25 protein-coding genes, 3 pseudogenes and 1 other annotated feature are annotated in these 23,267 nt (G+C 46.3%); of the genes and pseudogenes, 20 read left to right on the top strand and 8 right to left on the bottom strand.

Annotation, left to right across the window (positions count from 1 at the left end; all coding sequences use genetic code 11):
• Positions 1-189, bottom strand: a pseudogene (locus V7126_RS06135) (queuosine precursor transporter); the annotation flags it as partial.
• 86 nt (positions 190-275) lie between these two features.
• Here V7126_RS06135 and V7126_RS06130 point away from each other — a divergent pair.
• Both V7126_RS06130 and V7126_RS06125 read left to right on the top strand, forming a co-directional pair.
• Positions 276-957: pseudogene (locus tag V7126_RS06130) on the top strand (reverse transcriptase-like protein).
• Positions 950-1,135, top strand: coding sequence for a zinc-finger domain-containing protein (locus V7126_RS06125; protein ID WP_046129625.1), 186 nt, complete (start codon positions 950-952; stop codon positions 1,133-1,135). Before V7126_RS06130 ends, V7126_RS06125 begins: the two are co-directional and overlap by 8 nt.
• 60 nt (positions 1,136-1,195) lie before the next feature.
• On the opposite strand, the gene V7126_RS06120 is transcribed toward V7126_RS06125, so the two are convergent.
• Positions 1,196-1,462, bottom strand: coding sequence for a DUF2564 family protein (locus V7126_RS06120; RefSeq protein WP_046129624.1), 267 nt, complete (start codon positions 1,460-1,462; stop codon positions 1,196-1,198).
• A gap of 159 nt (positions 1,463-1,621) precedes the next feature.
• On the opposite strand from V7126_RS06120, the gene V7126_RS06115 reads away from it, so the two are divergent.
• Entirely contained in the window at positions 1,622-1,804 is a 183-nt protein-coding gene (locus tag V7126_RS06115) for a hypothetical protein (protein ID WP_003182837.1), read from the top strand.
• A gap of 59 nt (positions 1,805-1,863) precedes the next feature.
• On the opposite strand, the gene cspD is transcribed toward V7126_RS06115, so the two are convergent.
• Entirely contained in the window at positions 1,864-2,064 is a 201-nt protein-coding gene (gene cspD, locus V7126_RS06110) for a cold-shock protein CspD (RefSeq protein ID WP_003153604.1), read from the bottom strand.
• Positions 2,065-2,342: 278 nt separating this feature from the next.
• Here cspD and V7126_RS06105 point away from each other — a divergent pair, with 278 nt between their 5' ends.
• A complete protein-coding gene (locus V7126_RS06105) occupies positions 2,343-3,032 on the top strand; it encodes an AIM24 family protein (protein WP_046129623.1) in 690 nt (229 codons plus the stop codon).
• 51 nt (positions 3,033-3,083) lie between these two features.
• On the opposite strand, the gene V7126_RS06100 is transcribed toward V7126_RS06105, so the two are convergent.
• The 3 genes from V7126_RS06100 to metA form a co-directional block, all read right to left on the bottom strand.
• Positions 3,084-4,235 (bottom strand): diglucosyl diacylglycerol synthase, encoded by a 1,152-nt coding sequence (locus V7126_RS06100; protein ID WP_046129622.1) that lies wholly within the window; start codon positions 4,233-4,235, stop codon positions 3,084-3,086.
• A gap of 97 nt (positions 4,236-4,332) precedes the next feature.
• Complete coding sequence (locus V7126_RS06095; RefSeq protein ID WP_046129621.1) at positions 4,333-4,527, bottom strand: hypothetical protein; 195 nt, start codon at positions 4,525-4,527, stop codon at positions 4,333-4,335.
• Entirely contained in the window at positions 4,514-5,422 is a 909-nt protein-coding gene (metA, locus tag V7126_RS06090; RefSeq protein WP_175075043.1) for a homoserine O-acetyltransferase MetA, read from the bottom strand. Before metA ends, V7126_RS06095 begins: the two co-directional genes overlap by 14 nt.
• Positions 5,423-5,572: 150 nt before the next feature.
• Here metA and V7126_RS06085 point away from each other — a divergent pair, with 150 nt between their 5' ends.
• The 12 genes and pseudogenes from V7126_RS06085 to V7126_RS06030 all read left to right on the top strand — a co-directional run bounded on the left by V7126_RS06085 (position 5,573) and on the right by V7126_RS06030 (position 18,097).
• Positions 5,573-7,252, top strand: coding sequence for a formate--tetrahydrofolate ligase (locus tag V7126_RS06085; protein ID WP_046129619.1), 1,680 nt, complete (start codon positions 5,573-5,575; stop codon positions 7,250-7,252).
• 14 nt (positions 7,253-7,266) lie between these two features.
• On the top strand, positions 7,267-7,746 hold the full coding sequence (locus V7126_RS06080; RefSeq protein ID WP_175075044.1) for a glutathione peroxidase: 480 nt from the start codon (positions 7,267-7,269) through the stop codon (positions 7,744-7,746).
• The gene (locus V7126_RS06075; RefSeq protein ID WP_335497248.1) at positions 7,734-8,357 is read left to right on the top strand and encodes an HD domain-containing protein; all 624 of its coding nucleotides are present in this window, start codon (positions 7,734-7,736) and stop codon (positions 8,355-8,357) included. The genes V7126_RS06080 and V7126_RS06075 overlap by 13 nt, the downstream gene beginning before the upstream one ends.
• An 87-nt stretch (positions 8,358-8,444) precedes the next feature.
• The gene (locus V7126_RS06070) at positions 8,445-9,584 is read left to right on the top strand and encodes a conserved virulence factor C family protein (protein ID WP_046129617.1); all 1,140 of its coding nucleotides are present in this window, start codon (positions 8,445-8,447) and stop codon (positions 9,582-9,584) included.
• Positions 9,585-9,909: 325 nt separating this feature from the next.
• A pseudogene (gene ilvD / locus V7126_RS06065) lies at positions 9,910-11,590 on the top strand (dihydroxy-acid dehydratase).
• A gap of 87 nt (positions 11,591-11,677) precedes the next feature.
• Positions 11,678-12,112, top strand: a complete 435-nt coding sequence (locus tag V7126_RS06060) for a BrxA/BrxB family bacilliredoxin (RefSeq protein ID WP_046129615.1) — start codon at positions 11,678-11,680, stop codon at positions 12,110-12,112.
• 42 nt (positions 12,113-12,154) lie between these two features.
• Positions 12,155-12,937, top strand: a complete 783-nt coding sequence (locus V7126_RS06055) for a class I SAM-dependent methyltransferase (protein WP_309245898.1) — start codon at positions 12,155-12,157, stop codon at positions 12,935-12,937.
• A gap of 256 nt (positions 12,938-13,193) precedes the next feature.
• Positions 13,194-13,441: a binding site (T-box leader), on the top strand.
• Between the two features lie 53 nt (positions 13,442-13,494).
• Positions 13,495-15,063 (top strand): 2-isopropylmalate synthase, encoded by a 1,569-nt coding sequence (locus V7126_RS06050; RefSeq protein WP_046129613.1) that lies wholly within the window; start codon positions 13,495-13,497, stop codon positions 15,061-15,063.
• A gap of 447 nt (positions 15,064-15,510) precedes the next feature.
• Positions 15,511-16,116, top strand: coding sequence for a YpjP family protein (locus V7126_RS06045; RefSeq protein ID WP_046129611.1), 606 nt, complete (start codon positions 15,511-15,513; stop codon positions 16,114-16,116).
• Between the two features lie 16 nt (positions 16,117-16,132).
• Positions 16,133-16,681, top strand: coding sequence for a phosphatidylglycerophosphatase A family protein (locus tag V7126_RS06040; protein ID WP_046129610.1), 549 nt, complete (start codon positions 16,133-16,135; stop codon positions 16,679-16,681).
• Positions 16,682-16,969: 288 nt separating this feature from the next.
• Entirely contained in the window at positions 16,970-17,458 is a 489-nt protein-coding gene (locus V7126_RS06035; protein ID WP_046129609.1) for a dihydrofolate reductase, read from the top strand.
• 15 nt (positions 17,459-17,473) lie between these two features.
• A complete protein-coding gene (locus V7126_RS06030; RefSeq protein WP_046129608.1) occupies positions 17,474-18,097 on the top strand; it encodes a hypothetical protein in 624 nt (207 codons plus the stop codon).
• Between the two features lie 54 nt (positions 18,098-18,151).
• Here the strand turns inward: V7126_RS06030 and trhA are convergent, their stop codons facing one another.
• Both trhA and V7126_RS06020 read right to left on the bottom strand, forming a co-directional pair.
• Positions 18,152-18,790, bottom strand: coding sequence for a PAQR family membrane homeostasis protein TrhA (gene trhA / locus V7126_RS06025; RefSeq protein WP_335497244.1), 639 nt, complete (start codon positions 18,788-18,790; stop codon positions 18,152-18,154).
• 15 nt (positions 18,791-18,805) lie between these two features.
• A complete protein-coding gene (locus V7126_RS06020) occupies positions 18,806-19,807 on the bottom strand; it encodes a sigma 54-interacting transcriptional regulator (protein ID WP_046129606.1) in 1,002 nt (333 codons plus the stop codon).
• A 234-nt stretch (positions 19,808-20,041) separates the two neighbouring features.
• On the opposite strand from V7126_RS06020, the gene ilvA reads away from it, so the two are divergent.
• The 4 genes from ilvA to V7126_RS06000 all read left to right on the top strand — a co-directional run bounded on the left by ilvA (position 20,042) and on the right by V7126_RS06000 (position 23,199).
• On the top strand, positions 20,042-21,310 hold the full coding sequence (gene ilvA / locus V7126_RS06015; protein WP_175075046.1) for a threonine ammonia-lyase IlvA: 1,269 nt from the start codon (positions 20,042-20,044) through the stop codon (positions 21,308-21,310).
• 98 nt (positions 21,311-21,408) lie between these two features.
• Positions 21,409-21,660, top strand: coding sequence for a YpmP family protein (locus V7126_RS06010; RefSeq protein ID WP_046129604.1), 252 nt, complete (start codon positions 21,409-21,411; stop codon positions 21,658-21,660).
• A 95-nt stretch (positions 21,661-21,755) separates the two neighbouring features.
• A complete protein-coding gene (locus V7126_RS06005; protein WP_335497240.1) occupies positions 21,756-22,598 on the top strand; it encodes a DegV family protein in 843 nt (280 codons plus the stop codon).
• A 19-nt stretch (positions 22,599-22,617) separates the two neighbouring features.
• A complete protein-coding gene (locus V7126_RS06000; protein WP_236809474.1) occupies positions 22,618-23,199 on the top strand; it encodes an SCO family protein in 582 nt (193 codons plus the stop codon).
• The last annotated feature ends 68 nt before the right edge of the window (positions 23,200-23,267 follow it).

Below are 23,267 nucleotides of genomic sequence, written 5' to 3'. Positions count from 1 at the left end.
GTACATGATATTGCCGAGCGTCGAGGTCAGCCCGAAAAGCTCGACTGTTTTGGCGACCTCGATATTGGCGGCGACTGTGGCAAATCCGATCCAGACAAACAAGCCGGTTTTGCCAAACCGTTTGTAAAAGAAAAGAACAATGATAAAGCTAATGATCGCAAAACCGATCCACAAAATCTCGTTAAACAAGAACAGGTACTTCCTTTCTAAATAAGCTGTAATAAGACCGTTTTGATTATAGCATAACAAGACATCATTTGAATAAAGGTGATTTTGTGAAACTAAGAGCAAGCATGGACATTCAACTGAACGGATCTTTTTCCGTCCCGTTTACCGCCGACGACTGGATTGAAGTCAAAGATGCGGTGGCAATCGGCCGCCGGCTCGCGCAGAATCCGTATGTAGGCAGCCTTGAATTTGAGGATGAAAAGGGAGCTTTTTGGACGCTGAAGGAGCTTGAAAAATTAAAGGAAGAACTGGCGCATGAACCGGATGAAATCACGGTGTTTTTTGACGGAAGCTATGACAAGGTCAGCCAGCTGGCAGGCCTCGGAATCGTGATTTATTATTCCCTCGGAGGGGAAAGATACCGGTTGAGAAAAAACAAAAGCTTCCGGCTGACGACGAATAATGAAGCGGAATATGCCGCCCTCTATGAAGCCGTAAACGAGCTCAGGGATCTCGGGGCAAGCCGGAATTCCGTCGTCATTAAAGGAGACTCGCTTGTCGTGCTAAACCAGCTTGATGGAAACTGGCCGTGCTATGATCCGGTCCATTCGAAATGGCTCGATAAAATCGAAAAGCAGCTTAAAAAATTAAAGCTCTCGCCGACCTACGTTCAAATCAGCCGCAAAGACAATAAAGAAGCGGATCAGCTTGCGAAAAAAATGCTTGAGCATACCATTGTGGAAAGCCGCACGAAACTAGACAAATAACGGAGATGAAAGCCTTGGATAAGAAGGAGATCTTAAAAGAACTGACAGATCTGCAGGACACCTACTGCGAAGGGTGTTTTATCAAAAAACATTTCAGAAAGGAATACGGAAAAACGTATGCCCATGCATTTTGCATTACAAAATGCACGGTCGGGGAAAAGCTCCGCGCCTATGGAGAAGTGCTCACAAACAAAAACTGACGCCCGCGCCGCCCCGGGTGTCGGGCATCATTGAAAAAACCGCATGAAGCGGTTTTTTTGTTAGCGCTGTGCCTCATCAAGCTGATGTTCGCATTCGTTCAAGATGTCGAGCTGCTGCCTTAAAAAATCTCCGTCCAAAACGGATAATTCTTCGGTTTGCGACAGCTGTCTCGCATCTTCGATCGACCGGTACGCCGATTTCATTAATGTTGAACTTTTTTGCCTCGTGGCCATCCCTGTCGTTTTTTGAGCGGTTTCTACGGCTAATTCAAGCTGCTTCCGCTGATTGTACCCTGTTTCGATCGCATCATGATGTTCCTGATTCATGATCAACACCTCCGCGATTTATTTTTTCCTTAAAACAATGATATTTATGTGCAAAAAAAGAAAAAATATAATAAAATTAATCCGATATAACTATTGAACCTAAAAAATATAAGTCTATATTACTAATTTGGGTATCTTATAGAAAAGGGGCCTGTGACAGTGGAAAGCAATGAATTGCAAACCGTTCTGCACAAGACATTTGTCGAGGTATATAAAGATTTGGAACAGCTGGTGGATATCGCAAAAAAAGGACGGCCGTCCTTGGAGAAAAATATTGAGGAAATCGAACAAAGGCTGAAACAAAACATTTTAGCCATCGAAATTCAGCTGAAAATTAAATAGGAGAGGCTAAGATGCCTCTCCTCTATTTGAAGTTTCATTTGTTCTTCATTCTGTTAAAGTTACAGCTTCACAACGTTAGATGCTTGAGGTCCACGATTACCTTCAACGATTTCGAAAGAAACTTCTTGTCCTTCTTCTAGAGACTTGTATCCTTCACCTTCGATTGCAGTGAAATGAACGAATACATCGTCTCCGCCTTCAACTTCGATGAAGCCGAAGCCTTTTTCATTGTTAAACCATTTTACTTTACCGTTTTGCATATTGCTTAATCCTCCTAGTACTGTAGCACAGTGTGCTAAAAAAAATTTTCATCATCTAACGATGTTCTGCTAAATGATGGTTTCACTATACACCATCTCTAGAGGCTTCGTCAAGCTGTCAAGAGAAAAAAATGAACTTTTATGCTTTTTTAAGGAATTTTATTGCAATCGCTTTCAAAATATGGTTTTTTAAGCGTTGACGGAGCAAAGAAAATGAAACGTTTCACCGGGAGCTACGTATATAAGGAAACCATACATAGATGAGGAGTGTTGCTAAGATGAATCGTTATTCGATTGATGAATTTGTGGAAAAAACGCAGCAGGAGGATAAAGGGGAGGGGATGTTTGAGCTTGAGACTTCGCGTCTCCTTGAAGTGAATCTGGACGGGAAAGTATGGGCAAAGGCCGGCTCGATGATTTCTTACAGAGGACAAATCAAGTTTGAGCGGGAAGGCGTGTTTGAACACGGACTCGGGCGGATGATGAAAAAGGTATTGAGCGGTGAAGGCACTTCACTCATGAAAGCCGAAGGAAAGGGAAAGCTGTATCTTGCCGATCAGGGGAAAAAGATATCGATTTTAAATTTGGACGATGATTCCATTTTTGTAAACGGAAATGACCTGCTGGCGTTTGAGTCCGGCATGAAGTGGGATATTAAGCTCATGAAAAGAATTTCGGGGATGCTTGCAGGCGGGCTTTTCAACGTAAAGCTCGAAGGGACCGGAATGGCGGCGATCACGAGTCACTATGAACCGCTTACCCTGCTCGTTTCTCCGGAAAGCCCCGTATACACCGATCCGAATGCGACCGTAGCCTGGTCAGGGAATCTTGAGCCTGAATTTGTCACAGACGTCTCTTTTAAAACGTTTATCGGCAGAGGGAGCGGGGAATCCATTCAAATGAAATTTGCCGGACACGGGTTTGTCGTCGTTCAGCCGTTTGAAGAAGCATACTATACCGAATCATAAGAAAAAAACACTTGTTTTCACAAGTGTTTTTTTAGGGCTGCCTGTGTCCTGCTATGACAGGGCTCTGACAGCTTGCTGTTTATTCATGATGATCTCTGACTGTTTCACGATGTCGGTCAGAATGACTTCTGAAGAATTGGATAAGTGCAAAGCTTTGATGTTGCGTTTCATTTCGTTTAATTTTTGTTCATCCGCCAAAAGGGAAGACACGGATTCGAGAATTTCCTCATGCCGGTTTACGACGATGGCAGCGCCTTTGTCTTCGAAGAACAGAGCATTCTCTTTTTCCTGTCCAGGCACCGGTTTGTAGAGGATAACCGGAACGCCGATGGCGGTGGCTTCCGTGAGGGTGATCCCGCCCGGTTTCGTGATCATGCAGTCAGCCACGCGGAACAGCTCGTCAATTCTTTCGATATAGCCGAACGTTTTCAGCTTATCCGGATACAGTGCTTCAATTTCTTCGAGCGAGCTTTTCAATAACGTGTTTTTCCCGCAAACGACGACAACTTGGACGTCTTCTTTCACCATCAGGGATTCGCACAGCTCTTTCACGTTTTTGAGAACCCCGTGGGCGCCGGCCATGATCAGCAGAATCTTTTTATCGGGAGACAGCTGATACTTGGCGTAAATTTGATCTTTGTCCATTTCTTCTTCAAATTGACGGCGGATCGGAATGCCTGTAATTTTGACATTGTTTGGATGAGTGCCGATTTCGAGCAGCTTTTCCTTCACATAATCGGTCGCTACATAATATTTATCAATGTGTTCGTGAACCCAGATTTTGTGAAGGCAGAAATCCGTCATCACGTTAAATGTCGGGATCACTTTTCCCATTCTCCGCCTGTATTCAGGAACGACGATCATCGGAAACGTGTTGATGATAATATCAGGCTCATGCTTTTTAACAAGCTGATCAAGCCGTTTGTTTCCCATCTTAAAATAAATATTAAACTTTCTTTTATTGTAAATTTTATCGACCCCATAGTAAAAAAGGCGATAAAACTGTTTGCCGATTGAAAAGCTTTTCAGATAAAGATATTGCGTGATTTCAGATACAATCGGATTCGATTCTTGATACAAATTCGAAACAGTTACATTCTTAAAGCCTAGTCTTTCACATTCTTGATGAAGCGTTTTGGCTACTTGAACATGGCCATTTCCATAATTTGCAGTCAAAATTAATATATTTTTGTTGGTATTCAAACATATTCACCTCAATTAATTCAAACAACAAGAGCTAAATGATAATAAAAACAGGAGTTAATGTCCACACATACCATACCATAAAATATTAGTTTAATTATAAATGAAGAACAAAAATTAAGGTATTTTTAAAGTTTGGATTCGCAGGAAAGCGTTGGTTTCCTGCGCTTTCCTGACAGCTGAAAACACCGGACCAAACTTCTTTTTTTATGGAAGACAAACCCAACTGTATTTTATCATATTTTACGCGTCTTGCATCAGACCAGAGCATGAGAATTTCATTTCCATTCATATGGCGTTTCCTGGTAAACGTAATAATTCAGCCAATTCATAAACAATAGAGTGGCATGGGCTTTCCAGCGGTTTACAGGAACCGAGCCGTCCGGTCCATCTTTAAAATAGTTCACCGGGGGATCAATTTCCATATTTTTGGCCAAATCTCTTTCATACTCCTCTTTAAGAGTATCGGTATCATACTCAGGATGTCCAGTTAAAAAAACCTGTTTTTCATCTTTTGAAGCAATTAAACAGACGCCTGCTTCATCCGATACGCTGAGCACCTTTAAATCTGGGACCGATTTTAGATCGTCCATGTTTATATCTGTATGCCTGGAATGCGGGACATAGTAGAATTCTTCAAATCCCCTGACCAATCTTTCAGTTTTCTCTAATATTCTGTGTTCAAACACGCCGAACGTCTTTTTCGGCAGCATTATTTTGCGTATGCCGTAATGGTGATACAGCCCGGCTTGAGCCCCCCAGCAGATGTGGAGCGTTGACGTGACGTTCGTTCTGCTCCAGTCGAATATCTCCCGGAGCTCGTTCCAATACGAGACATCTTCAAATGCCAGATGTTCGATCGGCGCCCCCGTAATGATCATGCCGTCAAATTTTCTGTCCCTTATCGAAGAAAAGGTTGTATAAAATTGCTCTAAATGCTGCCTTGCTGTATTTTTTGGTGTATGGGTAGACGGTATTAAAAAAGTGAAATATACCTGTAAAGGAGAATTTCCGAGCATCCTCAGCAGCTGTGTCTCCGTTTTGATTTTCTGCGGCATCAAATTGAGAATCACAATGTTTAAAGGCCGGATATCCTGATGGAACGCCCGCTTTTCATCCATGACGAAAATATTTTCACTTTCAAGAATCTGCTTTGCTGGTAAATCGATAGGAATGTTGATAGGCAACACGCCACCTCCGGTTTTCTCCGCTGATTTTTCTTCATTATAGGAACTTTTTGGCGATATTTCAATGCGTGAATTGTGTTACAATGAAAGAAGTGTGTGAAAAATATGGAAACCATCATCTGATGAACCAGAAGGAGGCTCCTCTCGCTTATGAAAACCCATTTAACAGACATTGAAATCGCTCAAAGCACCAAATTAAAACCGATAACGGAAATTGCACGGAAACTCAGTATAGATGACGAAGAAATAGAGTGCTTTGGTTTCACTAAAGCGAAAATTTCCTTAAATATTTTTGATCGATTAGCGGATAAACCCGACGGAAAGGTGATTTTGGTAACTTCCATCAACCCGACGCCGGCCGGCGAAGGCAAGTCAACGGTCACCGTGGGCTTGAGCCAGGCGCTCTGGCAGGATGGGAAACGTTCGATCGTTGCGCTCAGAGAGCCGTCTCTCGGACCGACAATGGGCTTAAAAGGCGGCGCCGCAGGAGGCGGATACTCGCAGGTTCTCCCGATGGAAGACATTAATCTGCATTTTACCGGGGACATGCATGCGATAACAAGCGCAAATAATGCATTGGCAGCCTTTATAGACAATCATATTCATCATGGAAATGAATTAAACATTGATATCAGAAGAGTGGTTTGGAAACGGGCGCTCGATCTCAATGACAGAGCCCTGAGGGAAACCGTGGTCGGGCTGGGAGGCAAAGCGAACGGTTTTCCGCGGGAAGACGGTTTTGACATTACGGTCGCATCTGAAATCATGGCCGTTTTATGCCTTGCAACAGATTTGCAAGATTTGAAGAGAAGGCTTGCATCAATGATCGTCGCCTACACCGCTGACCAAAAACCGGTGACAGTCAAAATGCTCGGAGTGGAAGGAGCGCTCACCCTTCTCCTGAAAGACGCATTGAAGCCGAACCTCGTGCAAACCGTCGAGGGGACGCCTGCGCTTGTCCACGGGGGGCCGTTCGCCAACATCGCCCATGGCTCAAACAGTCTGATTGCGACTAAGATGGCAATGAAGCTTGCTGATTACGTCGTGACAGAAGCAGGATTCGGCGCTGATTTAGGGGCCGAAAAGTTTCTGCATATTAAAACGAGAGCGGGCCGGTTTACTCCTGGCGCAGTCGTAATCGTCGCCACGGTAAGGGCGCTGAAGATGCACGGAGGCGTCGCGCTACAAGACTTGAAGACCAGCGATCCAGGAGCCGTCAAAAGGGGAATTGCAAACCTTGCCAAACACATTGAAACGATCAGGGCCTTCGGCCTTCCGTATGTCGTTGGCGTGAACCGGTTTGTTCAGGATTCGGAAGCCGAGCTCGAAACGGTGCTTGACTGGTGCCGGGAAGAGGGCCATCCTGCTTCGGTGTGCAATGTGTGGGAAGAGGGGGGCAAAGGCGGTATTGAGCTGGCCCGTAAGGTCGTCAGTGTGCTGCATGAAAAAGAAAACCGATTTTCTTATCTGTACGAATTATCTGATTCGATTGAGGAAAAGCTGTCAAAAATCTCGCGGGTCGTCTACGGAGCAAAAGGCGTAAAATTCACGGATAAGGCGAAAAAACAGCTTGCCGAATTGGAAAAGAACGGTTTAGGTCATTTGCCCGTTTGCGTAGCGAAAACCCAGTATTCCCTTTCAGACGATCCGGAGAAGAGCGGAAGGCCGGAAGGATTTTTCATTACAGTCCGCGAACTGAAGCCGTCAGCAGGCGCCGGCTTCCTCGTCGCTCTGACCGGCAGCATTTTAACGATGCCGGGCTTGCCGAAGCGTCCAGCCGCGCTTTCCATGGACGTTGATGAGAACGGCCGGGCAAAAGGGCTATTCTAAAAGGAGCGATGAACATGTCCATTTATGATATCAGCGTAAAAACGATTAAGGGCGAGGAAACGACATTGAAGCCGTATGAAGGAAAGGTGTTTCTCATCGTCAATACAGCCAGCAAATGCGGATTTACCCCGCAGTATAAACAGCTTCAGGAGCTTTATGATGCATATAAGGACAAGGGGTTTGTCGTTCTTGGGTTTCCGTGCAATCAGTTCATGAATCAGGAACCCGGCGATGAAAAAAGCATCGAGGAATTCTGCAGTCTGAATTACGGGGTGACGTTCCCGATGTTTGCCAAAGTGGACGTGAAGGGTGAGCATATCCATCCGCTGTATATGCACCTGACGAGCCAGGCAAAAGGGATGCTCGGCACAAAAGCGGTCAAGTGGAATTTCACAAAATTTCTCGTCGATCAAACAGGTGAAACCGTCCAGCGGTTTTCGCCGCAGACAAACCCAAAAGAAATAGAAGAGACGATTCAAAAATGGCTCGGATGAAACAGCGAAAAAAAGAGCAGCTCAAAATGATTGCCGATTGGGTGAAAGAAAAGCTCGAAGATGAAGGGACAGGCCATGACTGGCTGCATATCACAAGGGTGCGGCGCCTGAGCCTTTTGATCGCGGAAGCAGAAGGCGCTGACCTGTTTATCACAGAAGCGGCCGCCCTTGTGCACGACCTGATCGACGAAAAATTATCCCCGCAGTACAAAATACCGCTTCGGGAACTGCGCCGCCAATTTTCAGGCTGGGGAATCGACAATAAAACAGCAGAAGAAATCATCGGTATTATTACGAAAATGTCTTTCAGAGACAGGGAAACATATAAAGGTGAAAAGCTTTCGGCAGAAGGGATGGCCGTACAGGATGCCGACCGCCTTGATGCAATAGGCGCCGTCGGAATCGCCCGAACCTTCATGTATGCCGGTGCAAAGGGGCATGCGATGTACAGGGAAGGCGCCCGGGACAAAGGCGTTCCGTCGGCTGTGGGGCATTTTTATGAAAAGCTTCTTCTTCTGAAGGATCTGATGAACACCGAAACAGGAAGAAAGCTGGCCGAGCATCGGCATGAGGTGATGGCCGGTTTCCTTCATGAACTTAAAAACGAGTGAGGATACGGCGAAGAAACCGCCTTGATAGATCAGGAATCACGGTTATGGTAGAATAAGACCCGGATCTTGATACAGAGGGGGACAACCATGAAGATTAAATCGATAGAACCGACACCGAGTCCGAATACAATGAAGGTTATATTAACCGAAGAGCTGCCGGGCGGGAAAAGCAACAATTATAAAAAAGGCCAGGCAGAAGGCGCTCCGCCTGTTATTCAGAAGGTTTTAAACATAGACGGGGTAAAGGGAGTCTACCATGTGGCAGACTTTTTAGCGGTTGAACGGAATGCCAGGTTTGACTGGAAAGATATTCTCCCGGCTGTCCGTTCAGCCTTTGGAATGGCTGAAACGGATGAAAACGGCGGAGCTTCGGAGGAAAAAGAGTCGTTTGGCGAGGTCAAAGTATTTGTGCAGATGTTCAGCGGCATCCCGATGCAGGTCAAACTGACGGACGGTGAACGCGAAGAACGGTTTGGCCTTCCTGAACGGTTTCAGGAAGCGATCTTTAAGCTGAAAACCGCGTCTTCCAATGTCGTCCTTGAGCGGTCGTGGAAGGAGCAGGGCGTCAGGTTCGGAGATTTTTCAGAAATCGGCCGTGACGTGACGGAAGAGCTTCAAGCGGCTTATGATGAAGAGCGTCTTCAGAAATTAACGGAAGCGGCCGCATCACACAATAAAGAAACCGAAAAGCAAGCCGTGCAAAGAAAATCGTACAAGGTGACGCTTGACATGCTGGATGATGAAGATTGGCAAAAGCGCTATGCGCATCTGGAGCAGATGGATCCGAAGGAAGAGGACATCCCGGTGCTTGAGAAAGCGCTCAATGACCCGAAAACATCCATCAGAAGGCTTGCCGTCGTGTATTTAGGCATGATCGAAACGCCGGACGTTCTCCCGCTGTTATATCAAGCGCTTGAGGATAAAACGATCACGGTGAGAAGAACTGCCGGCGACTGCCTCTCAGATATCGGAAACCCGGATGCCATTCCGGCGATGGTAAAGGCGCTGAAAGACCCGAGCAAGCTCGTCCGCTGGAGGGCAGCGATGTTTTTGTACGAGGTCGGCGACGAAAGCGCGCTTGCTGCGCTCAAAGAGGCTGAAAACGATCCGGAATTCGAAGTCAGCCTGCAAATTAAAATGGCGATCGAACGGATCGAGCACGGAGAAGAGGCAAAAGGTTCCGTCTGGAAGCAAATGACGGAAAGCCGCAAAAAAGAAAACCGGTAAAAAGGCGCTGAGAGCAGCGTCTTTTTATTTTGACCGAAAAAAGGCGCTTATTCCGGCCGGTGCAGAACTATGATAAAGACAAGCGTCCTGTTAGAAAATATCACTTTTTCTATAAAAATATTTCGAATATTGTTGAAAAAAACTCTGAAAATATATATAGTAGGTAGCAATCATATCCGAATGTTTGAGGTCTGATAAATGGGGAGCGGTTATCAGATTGAAAAACAAAATCAGCCATCAGCTTGAAAATCCATAAAAAGAAGCTTTAGACAGACTGATAAAACTGAATATTCGGAATATACAAAGAAAGTTTAGGAGGATCATCATGACAGGTTTACGCAGTGACATGATTAAAAAAGGGATCGACAGAGCGCCGCATCGCAGTCTGCTGAGAGCGGCCGGGGTAAAGGAAGAGGACTTCGGCAAACCGTTTATTGCCGTTTGCAACTCATATATTGACATCGTGCCCGGTCATGTCCATTTGCAGGAGTTTGGAAAAATCGTCAAAGAGGCGATCAGGGAAGCGGGCGGTGTTCCGTTTGAATTTAATACGATCGGCGTCGATGACGGCATCGCGATGGGGCATATCGGAATGAGGGAGGTATTCCCTTCCTAGCCGCGAAATCATCGCCGACTCCGTCGAAACGGTCGTTTCGGCCCACTGGTTTGACGGGATGATTTGTATTCCGAACTGTGACAAAATTACGCCGGGCATGCTTATGGCGGCGATGCGGATCAATATTCCGACCGTTTTTGTCAGCGGAGGGCCGATGGCTGCCGGAAGAACGAGCGACGGACGGAAAATCTCGCTTTCTTCTGTATTTGAAGGCGTAGGGGCTTATCAATCCGGCAAAATAGACGAAAAGGGCCTGGAGGAGCTCGAACAGTTCGGCTGTCCGACTTGCGGATCGTGTTCAGGCATGTTCACGGCCAACTCGATGAACTGCCTGTCGGAAGCCCTTGGACTCGCGCTGCCAGGAAACGGCACCATTTTGGCAACGGCACCGGAAAGGAAAGAATTTGCGAAGCAATCAGCGCGCCAGCTGATGGAGCTGATCAAAAAAGATTTAAAACCGCGTGACATCGTCACCGAAAAAGCGATCGACAATGCGTTTGCCTTAGACATGGCGCTCGGCGGGTCGACCAATACGATCCTTCATACGCTGGCGATCGCAAACGAAGCAGGCATTGAATATTCGCTTGAACGGATTAATGAGGTTGCAGCAAGAGTTCCTCATTTATCAAAGCTTGCTCCCGCATCTGATGTGTTCATTGAAGATTTGCATGAAGCAGGAGGCGTCTCCGCGGTCTTAAACGAGCTGTCCAAAAAAGAAGGCGCCCTTCACCTGGATACGATGACGGTAACGGGAGAAACGCTCGGCGATAATATTGAAGGATGCGAGGTCAAGGACTACGAAGTCATTCATCCGATCGATCAGCCGTTTTCAGAACAGGGCGGGCTTGCCGTGCTGTTCGGCAACCTGGCGCCTGACGGGGCAATTATCAAAACCGGAGGCGTTCAGAACGGCATTACCCGCCACGAAGGCCCGGCGGTCGTCTTTGATTCGCAGGAAGAAGCGCTTGACGGCATCATAAACAGAAAAGTAAAAGCGGGAGACGTCGTCATCATCCGCTATGAAGGTCCTAAAGGCGGACCTGGAATGCCTGAAATGCTTGCGCCGACTTCCCAGATCGTCGGAATGGGTCTCGGCCCGAAGGTCGCGCTGATCACAGACGGCCGTTTTTCCGGAGCGTCGCGCGGGCTTTCAATCGGCCATGTGTCACCGGAAGCTGCCGAGGGCGGACCGCTTGCATTTGTAGAAAACGGCGACCATATTGTCGTTGATATCGAAAAACGGATATTGAACATCGAGATTTCCGATGAAGAATGGGAGAGAAGAAAAGCGAATTGGCCGGGCTTTGAGCCGAAGGTCAAAACAGGCTACCTGGCCCGTTATTCGAAGCTTGTGACGTCTGCAAATACGGGCGGCATCATGAAGATCTAGCGGTTTTTCGTTCGGAAGTTTGAAATTCATCCACCTCTGTAGTATCCTTTACATCAGTAGTGTAAGGTAAATAGAGGGGGCTTTTATATGTCAACAGCATACGAAGAATACATGCGCCAGCTCGTTGCTCCGATGCGTCAGGAACTGGTGCAGGCCGGCTTTAAAGAGTTAACGAACGAAGAGGAAGTCGAGAATTTCATGGAAGCTGCCGAGGGCACAACGTTTGTCGTCGTCAATTCGGTTTGCGGATGCGCCGCCGGACTGGCAAGACCAGCAGCCGTTCAAGCCGTTTCCGGAAGCGACCGCGGGCCCGATCAGACCGTAACCGTGTTTGCCGGTCAGGATCGTGAAGCAACTGCAAAAATGAGGGAGTATTTTAAAGGGTTTGAGCCTTCTTCCCCTTCCATGGCGCTTTTAAAAGGAAAAGAGGTCGTTCACTTTATTCCGCGTGAAGAAATCGAAGGCCGCGAGATGACAGAGATTATGAAAAACATTACAGATGCTTTTGAAAAACATTGCTAGAATGCCCTTTTTTCAAGGGCATTTTTTACGGAGAAAAAGATGATTGTTACGACAAGCTACAGACCGGCAGAAGACACGATATTAACGGCAAAAAAAATCAGCGGAACGCTCAATGCCCGATTTTCCGAGCGGAGAAAACGGCCGATCTATCAAATCAGGGAAACGGAGCAGGATGACGTCCTTGTGGTTGGAAAAGAGCGCTTTGAGCTTTATCACTCAGACGGTGAAAAGTTTTTCTTCCATCCAAACTCGGCCATGTTTCGCGCCAAGCGGCTTTTGAAAGGGGAGACGGATCCGTTTGTCGAAGCCGCTCAACTTACGCCCGGTGACAAGGTGATCGATTGCACGCTCGGCCTTGCTTCTGACGCGATCATCGCAAGCTTGGCCGTCGGGAAAGAAGGTACGGTTTTCGGAGTGGAAAAAAGCCCGCTTCTTGCATTTCTTGTAGAGAGCGGACTTCAGACATGGGAGACCGACCTTTCCGTTTTGAATCAGGCGATGAAAAGAATCCGCGTTACATCGGGCGACAACCTGGAATACCTTCGCCGGCTCGCTGATGATTCAGCAGATGTCGTTTACTTTGATCCCATGTTCGATGAAGGTATAGCGGCATCTGACGGCATTGCTCCCTTAAGGAAGCTGGCACACGCCGATTTTAATCTTTCGGGATGTGTAGAGGAGGCTCTTCGCGTTGCCAGAAAAAGAGTTGTCCTAAAAGACCATTGGAAGAGCCCGCGTTTTGAGGCTTGCGGCTTTGACGTAAAAAGGCGGAAAACCGCGCTTTTTCATTACGGCGTTTTGGAACTTGAACAAACCCAAGGGTAAAAGCCCTTGGGTTTGTTAGTCCGCGATTTCCATGACGATAAAATAAGCGAGGGTAATAAGCGAAGCTGTAATGAAAAGTCCTTCAACCATTAAGGATCACTCCCAATTTTGGAATGTTCTTCTTTGATTGTAAACGTTTTATTGATAAAAGAAAAGGTGCTTTTTCTCTTATTAAACGACAGAATTGATAAAACATTCTGATTTTAATGTTGACAATGCAGATGTGCTGGCTTATGATTGCATATAAATTCAATCATAACAAGCGAAGATTGGAAATAGTAGAAGGACAATAAGCTTTCAGAGAGCTGATGGGTGGTGAGAATCGGCACTTATTTCCTTTGAACTCATCCAAGAGCTGCACCCTGAACACCGATTGGCTAAGTAGGGGGAGCCGGAATTCTGCCGTTATACAGATAGGCGGTGATAGCCGCCGAAACAGAGTGGATTAATGACGGATTGATTAATCAATTAGAGTGGTACCGCGAGCAAAGCCTCGTCTCTATAAATAGAGACGGGGCTTTTTTTATACACCAATATGACAAAGGAGTGGTTTTGAGATGACAAGAAAAATTTGGGTGTTCGATACAACGCTTAGAGACGGAGAGCAGGTTCCTGGTGCGAAGCTCAACCTTTATGAAAAGCTGGAAGTTGCCAATCAATTAAAAAAGCTCCGGGTCGATATCATCGAAGCAGGTTTTCCTTCATCATCGGCCGGCGATTTCAATGCTGTGAAAGAAATCGCGAAAAAGGTAGGGAAGGCTGACGATGTGATCATCACAGGGCTGGCGAGGGCAGTAAAAGCTGATATAGATGCGGTTTATCACAGTGTGAAATACGCCGAACATCCGTTGATCCACATCGTGCTGGGCACTTCTGACATTCATATTGAAAAGAAATTCGGAAAATCAAAAAGCGAAATCATGAATATCGGTGTAGATGCAGTAAAATACGCCAAAACGCTTATGCCGGATGTGCAGTACTCGACAGAAGACGCTTCACGCTCCGACTTTGAATATTTATGGTCGACAATTGAGGCTGTTGTAAAGGCGGGAGCAACGATGATCAATATCCCTGATACGGTCGGCTATGCAGATCCGGAAGAGTTTGGCGAATTGATTTTCAAAATAAACGACCGCTTGAAAAACGTAAATGACCGGGTGCTTCTCAGCGTCCATTGCCACAATGATCTTGGCATGGCAACTGCCAATACGTTAGCTGCCATTAAAAACGGTGCAGATAAAGTGGAGTGCACGATCAATGGAATTGGCGAACGGGCCGGAAACGCTGCTTTGGAAGAAGTTGTGATGGCGGTGAACATACGTCGGACATTGTATCAGGCGTTCACGAATATCAACACAAAAGAAATTATGAATACATCCAGGCTTGTCAGCAGCTTGATGGGGCTTGATGTACAAGTGAATAAAGCCATAACCGGGGAAAATGCTTTCGCTCACTCGTCAGGCATCCACCAGGACGGTTTGCTGAAATCCAGGGATGCATATGAAATTATGAACCCGGTTGAGGTCGGCCTCGATGATATGGAACTCGTATTAACAGCCCGCTCCGGCCGCCACGCGGTGAAAAACGCGCTCGGGAAAATGGGGTTGCATCAGTTAACCGATCAGCAATTTGAAGAAATATTTGAAGCGTTTCTCAAACTGGCCGATACAAAAAAAGAAGTCTACCAACACGATTTATATGTCATCGCAGAGAACTATTTCGCAAAACATCATTCCCATGATCAAGACAAAACAGGGCACAGCAGGCATTTTTATGAGCTTATCGATTTGCAGGTCATCAGCAATTTTCATTTTCCGTCTGCCAGTGTGAAAATAAAACAGAATGAGCAAATCTTCCAATCGAGCGCTGTCGGTTCAGGCCCGATCGAGGCATTGTACGCCGCTATCACAGAAATCGCGGATTTCGATATTAAATTGATTGAATACAAGATCACGAGCGTATCAAGGGGAAAAGATGCCTTGGGGAAAGTCAGCATTCAAGCTGAATATAAAGGGGAAACTTACTCAGCCAAAGCAACGGATACCGATATTATGAAAGCGAGCGCTTTAGCTTACATTCATGCAATCAATCATATCGTGGTCGATCGCTTGCTTCAGGTGAAATGAATCAACGGGAAGGTTATCGAAAAAGTACAGCGCAATTGTTAGAACTGGGGTTTTTAAATGAGATGAAGCACGGTCGGATACGGGACGGAAGCCGATAAAGCAGTGCTTGTGATTGGAAGCGGACAAACCGGATTGATAAAGCTAAAAAGAGAAATCCGCCGGGAAAAGGCCGAAAAGACGCAGGAGCAGTCGAGAAACACGCAGGCCAACCGGAGGTGTAGCGGCCGTTTGGCTTGTGTGTTTCAGGTGAAAACCTCCTTTAATATGGGGAGATCTGGACAATCGAAGGCCCTGCTTCAGCCTGACGCCGGATGAGTTTTTGAAGCTCGCGGAAGGAGAAATTGTACGGGTAAACGGTCTTTCGGGATAACCGTTTTAGCTGACTGAAAATTCAACATATGATAGAATAAGAGAAAACGAATGTGGTCAGAAGGGAACTAATCGGCGATGAAGATGTGGATGAGAAAAGCTCTTGTAGCCTTATTTACAATTGCGACGTTCGGCCTTGTATCACCTCCTGCCGCTCTGATGGCGGACAAGCCGTCAGAGCATCAGAACATCAAGCAGCAGACGGGATATACGGCCGTATATGAAAACAGGGAAGGTTCCCTGTCTGACGGGGAGCAGGAACAAAAGCCTCCGTTTGACTCCTATATGACTGGGCTGCTGAATGATGCCGAAGATCAATCTTTTGCGAAGTTCGGGGACAAGATATCGCAAAAGATTGAAGATGAGTACAGAGAAGAAGTCCTTCCAAAGATCGAAGAAGTGATCGTCAGCCATCTGATGACGCTGAAAGACGATGAGGCATACCAGGATCTTGTGATTTCAAAAAAGCCGACACCGGGAAAATCGGAAAAAATCTTTCACGTGTATAACCGCAAAACAGGGGAGGATGTTTTAAGGTTTCACGTCAGAAGGGATCAGCCGCCCCAGCAAGGCTACTGGTTTAATTTTCATTATCACAGCGCAGAGGACGGCTTTCAAAAACACCATGACCTCGGAAGCATTTACTGGGACCGCAATACGCCGCCAAATTGGATGAGTCATTAAAGGAGATGCATGACAGATGAAAAAATATACGATGAATGAAATGGTGCACCTTACAAAAAACATGCTGAATGAACGCGGCGTCACCATTGAAGACATCGCGCTCATCGTTCAAAAACTGCAGGAAAAATACCATCCTGACCTGCCTTTGAGCGTTTGTATTGAAAATGTCGAAAAGGTTTTGAATAAACGGGAAATCATCCATGCCGTTTTAACGGGTATAGCGCTTGATCAGCTTGCGGAAAAGAAGCTTTTGCCAGAACCGCTTCAATATTTAGTGGAAACGGATGAACCGCTTTTCGGAATAGACGAAATCATTCCTCTGTCAATCGTCAATGTTTACGGATCGATCGGACTTACCAACTTTGGATATCTGGACAAAGAAAAATTCGGGATCATTAAAGAGCTGGATGATTGTCCGGACGGTGAGGTCCACACATTTCTTGACGATATCGTGGCTGCGCTGGCGGCTGCGGCGGCAAGCCGGATCGCCCACACTCATCAAAAGCTCCAGGACGAAGAGCAGGAAGAGAAAGCCGGACATCCGAGCGTGCACGGGAGTCGATAAACCGCCGAAAGGCGGTTTATTTATTTTGTTCACCTTTTCTGAAAAATGTCTTGTTGCCAAAGGCCAAACAAGATACACTACAAAAGGATGAAAAAAGTGAAACGAAATCAGATGTATACCGTCATATGTTTAGGAACGGAAAGGACGGGGAATACAAGCTTCATCAGCCGCCTGCTACGATGCTAAACCCCGGAAAGAGATGCCTCTTTACGCCAAAACCGCTATACATAGCAATCTTGATCATCCGTAAAGAAACCTGAATTATTCATAAAGGAGGCTGTCATACGCATGATTTCATTTATTTTTGCGATGGACCGGAACCGTCTGATCGGTAAAGACAATGATCTACCTTGGCATCTGCCGCGGGACTTAAAATATTTTAAAGACGTAACAAGCGGACATACCGTCATCATGGGAAGAAAAACGTTTGAATCGATCGGAAAGCCGCTCCCGAACCGAAGAAACGTTGTCGTGACAACAAATGGGGAGCTCGATCTGCCGGGCTGCGAAATGCTGCATTCGGCAGACGAAGCTGTGCGTTTTGCCAAAGAAAGCGGAGAAGAATGTTTTGTGATCGGCGGTTCAACGCTGTATACAGAACTGCTTCCTTATGCCGATAAGCTGTATATGACGAAAATTGATGAAGCGTTTGAGGGAGACCGTTATTTCCCGGAATTCAGCGAAGACGAGTGGGAAATCGTTTCGAGACAAAAGGGTGTAAAAGATGAAGAAAACCCTTATAACTACGAATTCCTCGTTTATCAGAGAAAAGGATAGAGAGGAGGGAATTTGGTGTTTCGCTCTTGTTTTTTGGCGATCTATGTAACCTATATGCTGTTAAAGCACATCAGATTGCTGTATGAGCTTCAGACGCTCGATCCGCGGATTTCTTATGCCAATCAGATGCGGGCTGTGTATGACAAGCCGAAATCTTTCATGCGCGGGTGTGTCGGGTTAACTGGATCAACCGTCTCCATTCACCAGTCCGGCAAGACTCCGGCAGGTCCTGTGCTGTATGTTCATCCGAAGCTTACGCTTGCAGATCTGGCTATTCTGCTCGGCCACCTGGATAAAACGCCTTCTTTTTTCGCGGAACCTCGTGCATTTCGATACCCGCTTATCGGGCAATGGCTGAACAAAATGGCCGCTATTAAAAAAACCGGAGACCCAAACGAAGCCGCTGAAAAAATAGAAGACATCGTTCGCAAAGGTCAAAGCTTCATCCTTTCCGAGGATGACGGGATTGATTATGAAGCTTTGGCAGGCAGGCTCGGCATCCTTGTTGTACCGGTTGAGACGGCAGGTGTCGGGGACATGCAAAAAGGGTCGTTTTTTAAACGGCTGAGACCTGCGGATATCGATCTGACGATTCATCAGGCTTACGCTATTTCTGAAAAAAAGCAGCTTCGGGCATAACGCTTAGGAAGCGCAAAAACACCGGGCACATTATAAGCCCGGTGTTTTTTTATGTTATACAAAAGGTACATTTGCAACGTAGAAGAGCACGCAGAAAAACATAGACGCGCTTCCCCCGAGGACAAACGTATGCCAAATGGCATGGTGGTAAGGAATTTTCTGCCATAAATAAAAGATCGTTCCGACGGAGTACAGGATTCCTCCTAAAAGGAGGAGCGCAAAGCCTTTGCCGGTTAATGCCTCATAAAGCGGTTTGATCGCAATGATCGCCATCCAGCCCATCAAAAGATACATCAAGGTGCTTACGACGATAAAGCGCTTGACGAAAAAGATTTTAAAAACGATCCCGCATACGGCAAGGCTCCAGACGACCGCAAGCATCGTATAGCCGAGAGGGCCTTTTAGAGGGCCGAGAACCAACGGTGTGTAAGTGCCCGCGATCAATACATAAATGGCTGAGTGGTCGATAATTTCCAATATATCTTTCGTTTTCGGATGCTGTATGCTGTGCAAGAGGGTTGAACTTAGATACAGAAACAGCATGGAGGCTCCGAAAATCGAAAAGCTGACGACATCAAGCGGATTGCCGTAGCGCACCGCGAAAATCACCAAAAATACGATCGCAGGGATGGACAGCAGGACGCCGAGTCCGTGTGTTACGGCATTGGCGATTTCTTCTTTAATTGTGTACATCAACATACACCCTTTCTAATCCTGAATGATATGATTTTTTAATGAGCTTAAAAAACGCAGCCCCTCAAGCGTTATTTTCGTTCCGGCTCTTCCGCGGCCTTTTGTGACGTATTCCCGTTTTTCGAGGTAGTCGAGTCTATTGCGGACCTGCTGCGGAGTAAGCTCAGACTTTCCGTTTTTGCTTTTTTCTGAAAGGATTCTCCTGCTTGCAGGCTCTCCTTTTTCATTCAGTTGTTTGATCGTTTCGAGCAAAAACGCAAATTCCTCTTTTTCCATCATCGTCAAGGATGCCGGCGCGTTTTTTTTGTCTTTTGTTTTCTTCTTATCAACCTGCTCCCGCAAGGCGGGCGGAATGTCATAAAGCTGAACGGTTGTTTGGTCTGAGACGGTTTTCATATAATCGGCCATATTTTTCAGCTCTCTTACGTTTCCTTGAAACTCGTATTGCTCCAAAGCCTTCCAAACGACAGGTTCGACATAGATGTCATGGTCTCCGCTCTTCAGGAAATGATGAACGAGAAGGGGAATGTCGCTTTTACGCTCACGAAGAGGAGGCAGCGGCAGGTCCAGCACGTTTAGTCTGTAATACAGATCCATGCGGAACTCATCGTTTTCAACGCGTTCTCTGAGCGGGACGCTCGAGGATGAAATAATCCTCGGGCCGGTCCCTTGTTCAATGGCGGCCAAAAGCTTTCCCTGAAGGGATAAAGAGAGGCCCCACACCTCATCGAGAAACAGGGTTCCGGGATCCAGCCCGGAATCGTGAAAAAGTTTGTCTTCCAATTCTTCTTCACATGCTGCGCTGCAGTTCACTTGCAGAAACGGACCGCCGGCAAAAGGTGATTCATAGTGGATGGCTTTTGCAAACAGCCCTTTTCCCGTCCCTGTTTCCCCTGATATGTAGACCGGGTGAACGGATTCGGCAAATCGTTTGGCTCTGTTTTTTGTCTGTACAAAAGAATCGTCTTCACCGATCAAGTCAGCGAAAGTGATCGAAGGACAAGTGTATTGGATCATTGTTAAACTCCTTTTGGTTTCAATTGGTTCTATTATAACACCCAATTGAAACAAATAAAGCTTTTTTTGCAAAAACAATCTTTTTGAATGAAACGGTTCTTGCAGTCGTATATATGGATAAAGCGGTGAATCGTTAAAAAAGTCTGCAAATAAAATAGAATTGCTCTTTAAATTTTGAATATTCATGATATAATGGCGTATTAAATAAAGCTTTATAAAGAAAGGATCCTATAAATGAAACCGTTGCTTAAAGAAGACTCTCTCATCCAAGTCAAAGACATTTTAAAAGCACACCAAAACGTAAAAGATGTTGTCATTCATACCCCTCTTCAAAAAAACGAGAGGCTGTCTGAGAGGTACGATTGCAACGTTTATTTAAAAAGAGAGGATTTGCAGGTTGTCCGCTCATTCAAACTGAGAGGCGCATATAACAAAATGAAGCAGCTGTCAAAAGAAACGACGAAAAACGGCGTCGTCTGCGCAAGCGCCGGCAACCATGCCCAGGGCGTTGCATTTTCGTGCAAGCACCTCGGCATCCACGGGAAAATTTTTATGCCGTCTACAACGCCGAGACAAAAAATATCCCAGGTTGAGCTCTTTGGAAAAGATTATGTCGAAATTATTCTGACCGGTGATACGTTCGATGATGCTTATCAAAGCGCTGTATCATGCTGTGAAGAAGAAGGACGCGCATTCATCCATCCGTTTGACGACCTTGACGTGATGGCCGGACAGGGAACGGTTGCCGTTGAAATCTTAAATGATATTGAAGCAGAGCCGCATTATTTGTTTGCCAGCGTCGGAGGAGGTGGCCTTCTTTCAGGGGTGGGAACCTATATGAAAAATGTGTCCCCTGAGACGAAGCTGATCGCGGTCGAGCCGAAAGGAGCGCCTGCTCTGTTTGAGTCCAATAAAAAAGGCGAAGTTGTCATGCTCGCCAAAATCGACAAATTCGTAGACGGAGCCGCCGTACAAAAAATCGGCGACCAAACCTTTAAAACGCTCGAAGCCGTCGTCGATGACATTTTGCTCGTTCCGGAAGGCAAGGTCTGCACATCCATTCTCGACTTGTATAACCAATGCGCGATTGTCGCGGAACCGGCCGGGGCTTTGCCGATTGCCGCTTTAGATCTTTACAAGGATGAAATCAGAGGGAAAAATGTCGTCTGCATTGTCAGCGGCGGAAATAACGATATCGGCAGAATGCAGGAAATCAAGGACAGGTCGATGATGTACGAGGGCCTCCAGCATTATTTTATCGTCAATTTTCCGCAGCGGGCCGGGGCGCTGCGCGAATTTTTGGACGAAGTACTCGGGCCGAACGACGACATTACACGGTTTGAATATACAAAGAAAAACAACAAAAGCAGCGGGCCGGCTCTCGTCGGCATCGAGCTGAAACAGCGCGAAGATTATGAACCGCTCATCGACAGAATGAACCGAAAAGGATTCCGCTACGTTGAAGTCAACAAGGATGAAGGGCTCTTCAACCTGCTGATTTAAGACATTTTTTTGAATACATCGCATCATTTCCGGACAAAGCTTCCCGGTATTATGTATAATATAATAAAGAAAATATCCAATAAAAGAGGATTGATACCTTGTTACTCAAAAGCCTAGAGTTCAAACGATCGGATGGACAGCAGGTGAAGGTGACGGAAATACCATTGTTAAAGGAGGACGACCCGCACTTTTTTATGGCGAAGCTGAGGCTTGAAGCGTATTTAAAAGAGCTGTATGATTCGAGGCGGACAAAAAGCGTCTACTCCTTCAGGGAATATTTAAAACGGGCATTAAAATGGCGGGATTACCTCGCGATTTATCAGCAGGAAGAACTAAAACATAATGCATAGCATGCAAACATTCTTTGCCAGCCTAAGCCAATGGCCGGCAAAGAATTTTTCATGCGGTTTTTGCGCCACATGGAATCGACAGGATGTGAAAAGGATTGGCAAACATTAAGATCGTAACGGATTCGACTGCGGATCTGAGCAGGGAAACGCTTCGCAAATACGGTATTTCCGTACTGCCGCTTTCCATAGCAATTGACGGAAAGATTTACAGGGATCAGCTTGATATACAATCTGATGAATTTATTGAGAAGATGGGAAAAGCAGCTGAGCTTCCGAAAAGCTCCCAGCCGCCTTTGGGGGCTTTTATCGACTTATACGAAAAACTGACCGAAGACGGGAGCGAAGTGATCAGCATTCACCTTTCAAGTGAACTAAGCGGAACGTATCAGACGGCTGTATGCGCTTCAAAAATGGTTGACGCATCGATTACGGTAATCGACTCGATGTATATTTCAAAAGGCTTAGGTTTTCAGGTAGTGAGGGCAGCGGTCCTTGCCGGGCAGGGATTGACGGCTGCAGCCATAGCGGAGGACCTTGAACGGCTCAGACACCGCACTTCTCTGTATGTGACGATCGACACTCTTGAAAATTTGATCAAAGGGGGGCGCACAGGCAGAGGGAAAGCGCTGATCGGTTCCTTGCTGAAAGTAAAGCCGATCGCGAGGCTTGAAGACGGGATTTACACGCCTGAAAAAAACGTCCGCAGCAGCGCTCAGCTCATTAAATATTTAACAGGCCAATTCCTTTCGGCCGTAAAAGGAAAAACCGTTCAGGCGATCGGCATCGCCCATGCAGATGCGCTGGAGCTGGCGCATAGACTGAAAGCTTCATTGCTTGAGCATGTTCCGGGGATGGACATCGACATTTTATGCACCACACCGATCATATCGGTTCATACAGGAAAAGGAGCGATCGGTTTCACCTTTTATACCGACTGACAAAGGGGATGGGGAAGGATTGAAAAACGTTTTCGGCGCACTGTTTGCCGGTATTGTCATCGCTTTGTTATCCGCCTGTGGCACCAGTAAAATTGAAGACCCGCTGAATTATGATGTACAGTCTTTTTCTTTTCAAAATCAAGATCATAAAACGGTATCGCTCGACAGCTTAAAAGGAAAAGTGTGGGTCGCGGACTTTATTTTTACGAACTGTGAGACCGTTTGTCCGCCGATGACCGCGCACATGACAGAACTGCAAAAGCAAATGAAAGAAGAAAACGTACAAGCCCGGATCGTCTCGTTCAGCGTCGATCCCGAAAACGATACGCCGGAAAAGCTGAAAAAATTCGCGGCGAACTATCCGCTGTCTTTGGACAATTGGGATTTTTTGACTGGATACTCGCAGGCTGACATCGAAAAGTTTGCGCTGAAAAGCTTTAAGGCAATCGTCAAAAAGCCGGAAGACGATGATCAGGTCATTCATCAAACCTCATTTTATTTAATCGACCAGGAAGGGAAAGTCGTCAAAGATTATGACGGTGTTAAAGATACGCCGTATGAAGATATCATCGCAGATATTAAAACTCTTGAAAAACGCTGAACATAGTATGCTAAAGCCTGTTTTTCCCCGCCGGAAAACGGGCTTTTTGCCGTGCGATTTTCAAAAGA

The organism is Bacillus sp. JJ675 (assembly GCF_036963165.1).
Classification (GTDB): Bacteria; Bacillota; Bacilli; order Bacillales; family Bacillaceae; genus Bacillus; species Bacillus glycinifermentans.
The sequence above is the reverse complement of the archived record's forward strand: the minus strand, read 5'-3'. Positions and strand labels throughout refer to the sequence as shown.